The organism is Ramlibacter sp. (assembly GCF_029866045.1).
In the GTDB taxonomy this organism is placed as follows: domain Bacteria; phylum Pseudomonadota; class Gammaproteobacteria; order Burkholderiales; family Burkholderiaceae_C; genus Ramlibacter.
In genome coordinates this window covers 1-8156 of the sequence record NZ_JARXAB010000130.1, presented here as the reverse complement: position 1 = coordinate 8156, position 8156 = coordinate 1, and the positions used below count along the sequence as shown (strand labels likewise).

The following is an 8156-nucleotide window of genomic DNA, read 5'->3' as shown; positions in this document are numbered from 1 at the left end:
GCGGCGGGGTTTGAGAACGAGAAGAGTTTTATCCGGGCGTTCCGGGGGTGGACGGGGCAGTCGCCGGCGGAGTTTCGAAAGGCGGTGCGGTTGTAAGTGCCGGACAGGATCTGCGAAAAGTTCTGACGCGTCCGGCACAGGCTGTGCGACCCGAGCGAGGTGGTGTGCCGCTGATTCACAACGCTTGGCGGGCAGGACAAAAACCATTGAGCTTTTGCTGGGCGGTTCAGGCCTCTGGATGTTGCCAGTCAGGACGGGCCCGGCGACGTACCCGCAAAAACCCGCAAGTGCGAACGCAGCAGGAGGGCCGAGGAAGAGCAGGTCTGGGAAACGCCGATCAGCAGCTTGCGCTGCGCCCATTTTTCCTTCAGATGGACGATTCTCAAAGGCCGGGGTTTGGTCTCCCTCACCACCGCCAGAGGCAGGACACCGATCCCCAGATTCGCATTGATCAGCTGGCACATCGCATCAAAACTGCGCACCTGCACACGGACACGCATCACCTGCCCATAGTGTTCGGCCGCGCGGGAAGTCAGTTCCAGCAGCGAACTGCCACGATTCAACCCCACGAAGTCGTACTGAAGACACTCATCAAAACTTACCCGCTTCTTCCTGCCCAGGGGATGGTCATGCGCGCACACCGCAACGAGCTGGTCCTCGACGAAAGGCTCGACACTGAGATCACCTACCGGCGTGTTCTCGGCAAATATCCCGATATCGGCGACGCCGTCCACGACGGCCCGAACGATATCCCCGCTGAGCTGCTCTTCGAGCTCCACGTGAATGTCGGGGTGCTCGCTCATGAAAGTCGCCAGGCACGCCGGCAGGAACTCCGTCAGCGCCGACATGTTTGCCCATAAGCGCACATGCCCGCGCGTGCCCCGGGAGTAGTCGCGGATCTCGCTGCTGAACTGCTCGAACCCCTGAAACAGGCGCAAGGCATGCTGCATGGCGAGATGTCCTGCCGGGGTCAGCTTCACGCCTTTCGAGCTCCTGTCGAACAGCTTGGTGCCCGCCGCCAGTTCAAAGTCCGAAAGACGCCGGCTCGCCGCTGATACGGCCAAGCTGCAGGCCTCAGCGCCGCGCGTCACGCTGCCCATCTGCGCAACGGCACAGAAAAGCCGGAGCGTCACGAAATCGAGGCGTGCGGGGTTGATGAGCGTAGCCATGGGCCCATTCTATGGGATTTCGCAAAACGCGAACGCAAGTGGATGAATCAGCAATTCTGCGATAGCGCATACCCGCCTACATTTCGCCGGAGACAACTGAAAAGGCCGACGTGCAAGCACTTCAAGGAATCAAGGTACTGGAACTCGGGCAGCTGATTGCAGGCCCGTTTGCCGGCAAGACACTGGCCGACTTTGGTGCAGATGTCATCAAGGTGGAGCCACCAGGGGTGGGCGATCCGCTGCGCAAATGGCGGATGCTGCGCGATGGCACATCCGTCTGGTGGGAGGTCCAGTCGCGCAACAAGCGCTCCGTTGCGCTGGACCTGCGGACCCCGGAGGGCCAGGACGCGACCCGCGCCTTGCTCAAGGAAGCAGACGTTGTCATCGAGAACTTCAAGCCCGGAACCATGGAAGCCTGGGGCCTTGGCTGGGACGCACTGCACCAGCTCAACCCCCGACTCATCATGCTGCGCATCTCGGGCTATGGACAGACAGGTCCTTACCGCGAGAAACCCGGCTTCGGGGTGCTGGGCGAAGCCATGGGTGGTTTGCGCCATCTCACCGGCGAGCCCGGGCGCGTCCCGGTGCGGTGCGGCATTTCGATTGGCGACAGCCTCTCTGCCATGCATGGTGCCCTCGGTGTAATGCTGGCGCTGTACCACCGCGATGCACGGGGAGGTCAAGGACAGGTGATTGACGTCGCGTTGTACGAGAGCGTTTTCAACATGATGGAAAGCCTGGTGCCCGAGTACGATGCCTTCGGCGCGGTGCGTGAGCGCTCAGGCAGTGCCTTGCCCGGCATCGCCCCCACCAACGCCTACCGCTGCTCAGACGGCGGTTACGCCCTCATCGCCGGAAATGGCGACAGCATCTTCAAGCGGCTCATGGCCGCGATCGGCCGCCCCGACCTGGAGCACGACCCGGCGCTGGCGCAAAACGACGGCCGCGTGGCGCGGGTAGCCGAAATAGATGCTGCCATCGAAGCATGGACGCTGCCCAGAACGCTGCAAGAAGTGCTCGAGGTCCTGGATGCAGCCAAGGTACCGGCCGGAAAGGTCTACACCGTCGAGGACATCGTCAACGACCCGCAGTACATCGCCCGGGAAATGATCGTGGACCAGAAAACGGCAGATGGCTCGCACATCAAGGTGCCGGGCATCGTGCCCAAACTCAGCGCCACGCCGGGACGCATCCACCATCCGGCGCCCCTGTTAGGGGAACACACCCAGAGCGTCTCGGAGATGACGGGCTGGCCCGCGCGCGCAGAAACGGAGGCCGATCATGTTTGAAGGCAAGGGCATCAAGCTCCGGATCAACGAGGTCGCCACCCGGGACGGGCTGCAAAACGAAGCCGTCTTCGTGGAAACCGATGACAAGGTGCAACTGGTAGACCAGCTCAGTGGCCTCGGCTATTCCAAGATCGAGGTGACCTCCTTCACCTCACCCACGGCCATCCCCGCACTCAAGGATGCCGAAGCCGTCATGCACCGCATCCGGCGTGCACCGGGTGTGGTTTACACGGCGCTGATACCCAATGCACGGGGGGGAGAGCGCGCGCTGGAATGCAGGGTGGACGAATTCAACCTGGTGATGTCCGCCAGCGAGACACACAACCTGGCGAATCTGCGAATGACGCGGCAGCAGTCCTTGCGCCAGCTGAGTGAAGTGGCGGCTCTGGCGCTGGGGGCAGGCGTGCCAGTGAACATCTCGCTGTCCTGCGTCTTCGGCTGCCCAATGGAAGGCGAGGTTCCTCAGACCGCCGTGCTGGATCTGGTGGGCCGGTTTGCCTCGCTGGGCGCGACGGGAGTCACCCTGTGCGACACCACCGGAATGGCCTATCCCACGCAGGTGTTCCAGGTCTGCGCGTCGGTCGCCCAAGCGTACCCGGAGCTCAACATTACGGGCCACTTTCACAACACCCGGGGCATGGGCCTGGTGAACACGCTCGCAGCGGTGGAGGCCGGCATCCGTCAGTTCGACATGTCGCTGGGCGGAATCGGCGGGTGCCCCTACGCGCCCGGCGCGTCCGGCAATGTCGCGACGGAAGACGTCGTTCACATGCTGCAGTGCATGGGCTACGACACCGGCGTTGATGTGCCAGGCCTCATCGGTGCCGCACACGAGCTGGAGCGCCTGGTCGGCCATGAGCTGCCCGCCCAGGTGAGCCGGTCAGGAGAGCGGCTCAAGCGCCACGCGCCTCCTGCAGGCTTCGAAGAAATCCAGGCCCGCGCACTCGCCCGCGATACGACTCCCACCACCTGAGACCCGCCATGATCAGCCACCTCGACCATCTTGTCCTCACCACCGCCAATGAAGCCGAGTGCATCCGGTTCTACACCGAAGTGCTCGGCATGAAACTGGAGTCGTTCATCGGCGGAACCCCGCCCGTGGAGCGCAAGGCCTTCAAGTACGGCAACCAGAAGATCAACCTGCATGTGAAGGGCCGCGAGTTCGAGCCCAAGGCGCACACCCCCGTGCCAGGAGCCCTGGACCTTTGCTTCCTGGCCGCCGTTCCACTCGACCAGGTGATTGCGCATCTGCAAAAGCGCTCAGTTCCCATCGTTGAAGGACCGGTCATGCGCACGGGTGCCACTTGCAGGATTCGCTCGGTTTACCTGCGTGACCCGGACCTGAACCTCATCGAGATCTCGGAGCCAGCCCCGGCGGGCTAGCCGCCCACCCCGTCCCCATCCTCGCAGCCTGGATGCCCTTTGTGGCACCAGGAGGGGGATTCTTTCGCCACAAAAAAGGAGACAGACATGATTCGTAGAAACGCATTGATGGGCATCGCGATGTCCATGGCCCTCAGCGCAGCGCACGCCGAGACGTATCCCAGCAAGCCCGTCACCCTGGTGGTGCCAAGCGCACCGGCCGGGTCCACAGACATCGTGGCCAGATTGGTGGGAGAGCAGCTACAGGCCGCCCTCGGGCAATCTGTGGTGGTGGACAACAAGCCTGGCGGCAGTGGAAACATCGGCACGGAATTTGTGGCGCGCGCTCCTGCGGACGGTCACACGCTGCTGGTCCAGTACTCTGGATTTCACGTCGGCAACCCTGCGCTGTTTTCCCAGATCCGCTGGAAAACGTCTGACTTCGCCCCTATCGCCCTGGTGATGCGCGCACCGCATGTGGTGGCGGTCAGCGCCAGCCTGCCGGTGACGAATCTCAGGGAGTTCATTGCCTATGGCCAGAAAAACCCCAAAGGCCTGTTCTATGCCTCTTCAGGGAACGGATCGATCCAGCACATCGCAGGCGAAATGTTTGGCAAACAGACGAAGGTGACGCTTACGCACGTGCCGTACAAGGGCGCAGGTCCTGTGATCACAGACCTGATCAGCGGACAGGTGGACATGTTCATCACGACACCGCCGTCGGTCATCAGCCATGTACAGGCGGGGAAACTCAAGGCATTGGCCTATGCAGGGGCCAAACGCCATCCGTCAATGCCCAATGTTCCCACTGCGGCCGAAGCGGGCCTGCCCGGCTACGAACTGGAAAGCTGGTTCGCCGTGTTCGCACCCGCCAAGACACCCGCTGCCATCACGGCTCGCCTGGCGGCTGCCATCAAGGTCATCGTGGAGAGCGAGGCTTTCAAGAAGAAAATTGAGGATCAGGGGGCCTTTGCCGTCTACATGGGGCCTGCGGAACTGGGCAAATTCGTGGAGCTGGAGACAGCGGCATGGGCCAAGGTGGTCCGCGAAGGCAACATCAAGGCCGACTGAGAGAAGGCAACAGCAAGTCCTGGCCACCGGGCCAGGCACCGGCGTGAGGAACTGCCAGTGCGTTCGCGACGCAGCGGCGTCACCACGCCCTCTTTTCCACTGAACCCAGGCATCGAACCGGGATCACGCCCATCACCGGACCCGACCATGAAGATTGCATTTCTCGACCGCTCCACCCTGTCTCCAGACACCACCCTGCGGCTTCCTGCGTTTGCGCATGAGCTTGTCAGCTACGACCACACACAACCCGGCGATGTTGCAAGTCGCATTGCGGATGCGGACATCGTCATCACGAACAAGGTGAAACTCACTGCGGAAACCCTGGGTCAGGCGTCTAGGCTGAAGCTGGTCGCGGTGGCAGCGACAGGCACCGACAACATCGACCTCAAGGCCTGTGCCGAGCGTGGAATCGTCGTCAGCAATGTCCGCAACTACGCCGGCCACACCGTGCCAGAACACACCTTCGCGCTGATGTTTGCCCTGCGCCGGAGCATCTGTGCCTACCGCGACTCGGTGAAGGCAGGCAGGTGGCAGGAGTCTGGCCAGTTCTGCTATTTCGACTACCCGGTACGCGATCTGGCGGGTTCGACGCTGGGCATCATCGGGGACGGCGTACTGGGCAACGCTGTCGCGACCATCGGGCGGGCGCTGGGGATGCAGGTTCTTTTCTCTGCGTTCAAAGGGCACAGCGGGCAAGGCAGCCTCTACACGCCCTTCGACGACATGCTGGCCCGCTCAGACGTCATCACGCTGCACTGCCCGCTCAACGCCCATACCCGCAACATGCTTGGCGCAGAGGATTTCGCGAAGATGGCGCGAAAGCCGCTCATCATCAACACCGCCCGTGGCGGCCTGGTCGATGAAGCGGCGCTTGCACTGGCACTGCGCAGCGGCCAGATCTCGGGGGCAGGGTTCGATGTGGTGTCGGCGGAGCCACCAGCGGCTGACCACCCCTTCATGGCGCTGCTGGACCTGCCGAACTTCATCCTCACACCCCATGTGGCCTGGGCTTCCCGCGAGGCCATACAGGGCCTGGCCGACCAGCTGATCGATAACGTCGAGGCGTTCGTTCGCGGCACGCCCGTCAACGTGGTCGTGGCCGCGGCATGAATCCGGCGATGCAGCCCCGCTTGCTGCTGGAGCAACTTTACCGGGTGGCGGTACGGAGAGCCCTGCCCGCCGAGACGCTGGCGGCACACCTGCCCGGGATACCCAAGGGTAGAACGCTGGTGGTCGGAGCGGGCAAGGCCGCAGGTGCCATGGCCCATGCGTTTGAAGCGGCATGGCCCGCAGACGCACCGGTCAGCGGTCTGGTGGTCACGCGGTATGGGCACACGCCGCCGCGGCCTGCGGGCCTGCCCATGCGCATTGAAATCATCGAGGCAGCCCATCCGGTTCCCGACGAGGCGAGCCTGGCTGCCGCCTTGCGCATCCGGGGCCTGACGGAGGGGTTGACCCACGATGACCTGGTGGTCTGCCTGATCTCTGGCGGCGGTTCCGCTTTGCTCACGCTCCCCGTGGCCGGTCTGGACCTCGCCGACAAACAGCGCATCAACCACGCATTGCTGGAGTCCGGCGCCGACATCCGCGAGATGAACTGTGTGCGCAAGCACCTGTCGCGGATCAAGGGCGGGCAGCTGGCGGCTGCCTGCTGGCCCGCGCAGGTGGTGACGCTTGCCATCAGCGACGTGCCCGGCGACGATGTGTCCGTCATCGCCAGCGGCCCCACTGTCGAGGACGCCACGTCCTGCGCCGACGCGCTGGCCATCCTGTCCCGGTACGGCATCCCGGTGCCCGGGCCGGTTCGGGATGCGCTGGCAACGGGCGCACTCGAAACACCCAAGCCAGGTGACACGCGCTTCGGGCGCAACCGCGTGAGCGTGATCGCCACACCCGGGGAATCCCTGCAGGCAGCGGCCCAGGCGGCCAGAGCACAAGGCATCGAAACGCTCATTGTTTCGGACGCCATCGAAGGCGAGTCCCGGGACGTGGGCCGGGTCCACGCTGCGCTGGCACGCCAGGCCCGGAAGGACGCTCCGCATCGGCCCGGCCCGCTGCTGCTGCTTTCCGGTGGCGAGACCACCGTCACCGTGATGCCGCTACCGGCTGGCGTCTCTCGGGGCCGTGGCGGGCGGGCTGGAGAGTTCTGCATGGGCCTGGCCCAGGCACTCCAGGGCGCGCCGGGCATCTGGGCGCTTGCCGCAGACACGGACGGCATTGATGGGATCGAGGACAACGCGGGAGCGTTTGTGGCCCCCGATACCCTGGCCAGAGGTTTGCTGGCAGGCCTGGCACTGGACGACCACCTGGAACGGCATGACGCATACGGGTACTTTTCGGCCATCGGCGACCTGTTCATTACCGGCCCCACCCACACCAATGTGAACGACTTTCGCGCCATCCTGGTGGCTCAAGAATGAGCGGCATAACCCCCTGCGGTCTGTGATATCGCGGTCTCGGGCGGTCCACTGCGTTGCGTTTCTTGCCAATCGCGGGGCTGTTGGCTGCAAAAAGGCGCCGTGTGGCCCGTCCCGATCCGCACTACCACCGCCTCGCGAGGGTATGCAGGTCATCTTTAAGCGATTGCATCCAGAACCCTTTGCTGTGGTTGTATCCGCAGCGCCAGATACCAGACCACCTGCCACCTGACCAGGGACCATGAATCCGAACGCTCGACAAAACTTCGCCGGAGTGGGAAGTGGCGCCATCAACCTGGCCCGCATGGAGCTGACCACGTTGCGGCTTGTGGTGGTCTGCGCGTCGGTGGGGTCGGTGACGCACGCAGCTCCGGTGTGCAACATGTCGACGATGTGCGCCAGCCGCCGCATCCAGCTGCTCGAAGAGATGCTGGGCTTCGCGCTGTTCTACCGCCGCAGGTCAGGGCTTGAACTGACCGCCGCTGGCCGGGTCGTCGCCGAGCGCTCCGCGACCATCCTGCAATGGATGGAAGACATGGTGAGCGCTGCGCAGCAAGCCCCTCGGCCGACGGGAGAGCTGTTTGAAAACAGCGGCCGCACCCGGAAACCGGGAAAGCACCCGGCACCGCTGGCCCGGTGATGTCGGTGCGAAGCGTCGGCCGGGCAGCTGGTTTGCGCAGGCCGTTCGTTCGCTGCGCTCTGCCGCATCCGCATGCACGCTAAGCTGCAGGCCTCAACCCCAGGCCCAGAGGCCCATTGCCGCCCATGCTCCACCTCCACCACTGCGTCAGCGCCCGCTCCTTCCGCCCCCTGTGGATGCTCGAAGAGCTGCAACTGCCCTACCAGCT

General features: G+C 64.0%; 8 protein-coding genes and 1 pseudogene. 8 read left to right on the top strand and 1 reads right to left on the bottom strand.

Annotated elements, in window-relative coordinates; all coding sequences use genetic code 11:
* Nucleotides 1-248: 248 nt before the first annotated feature.
* Nucleotides 249-1169: a LysR family transcriptional regulator gene (locus QE494_RS13555; RefSeq protein WP_300044055.1), complete on the bottom strand. Its 921-nt coding sequence runs from the start codon at nt 1167-1169 to the stop codon at nt 249-251.
* Between the two features lie 110 nt (nt 1170-1279).
* Here QE494_RS13555 and QE494_RS13550 point away from each other — a divergent pair, with 110 nt between their 5' ends.
* The 8 genes and pseudogenes from QE494_RS13550 to QE494_RS13515 form a co-directional block, all read left to right on the top strand.
* A complete protein-coding gene (locus QE494_RS13550) occupies nt 1280-2458 on the top strand; it encodes a CaiB/BaiF CoA-transferase family protein (protein WP_300044054.1) in 1179 nt (392 codons plus the stop codon).
* Nucleotides 2451-3431, top strand: a complete 981-nt coding sequence (locus QE494_RS13545; RefSeq protein WP_300044053.1) for a hydroxymethylglutaryl-CoA lyase — start codon at nt 2451-2453, stop codon at nt 3429-3431. Before QE494_RS13550 ends, QE494_RS13545 begins: the two co-directional genes overlap by 8 nt.
* An 8-nt stretch (nt 3432-3439) precedes the next feature.
* Nucleotides 3440-3841 (top strand): VOC family protein, encoded by a 402-nt coding sequence (locus QE494_RS13540; protein ID WP_300044052.1) that lies wholly within the window; start codon nt 3440-3442, stop codon nt 3839-3841.
* A 108-nt stretch (nt 3842-3949) separates the two neighbouring features.
* Nucleotides 3950-4891 (top strand): tripartite tricarboxylate transporter substrate binding protein, encoded by a 942-nt coding sequence (locus QE494_RS13535; RefSeq protein WP_300044050.1) that lies wholly within the window; start codon nt 3950-3952, stop codon nt 4889-4891.
* Between the two features lie 147 nt (nt 4892-5038).
* A complete protein-coding gene (locus QE494_RS13530) occupies nt 5039-6001 on the top strand; it encodes a D-2-hydroxyacid dehydrogenase (protein WP_300044049.1) in 963 nt (320 codons plus the stop codon).
* A gap of 8 nt (nt 6002-6009) precedes the next feature.
* Nucleotides 6010-7311, top strand: coding sequence for a glycerate kinase (locus QE494_RS13525; RefSeq protein WP_300044048.1), 1302 nt, complete (start codon nt 6010-6012; stop codon nt 7309-7311).
* Nucleotides 7312-7549: 238 nt separating this feature from the next.
* The gene (locus tag QE494_RS13520) at nt 7550-7948 is read left to right on the top strand and encodes a LysR family transcriptional regulator (RefSeq protein WP_300044047.1); all 399 of its coding nucleotides are present in this window, start codon (nt 7550-7552) and stop codon (nt 7946-7948) included.
* 125 nt (nt 7949-8073) lie between these two features.
* Nucleotides 8074-8156: pseudogene (locus QE494_RS13515) on the top strand (glutathione S-transferase); the annotation flags it as partial.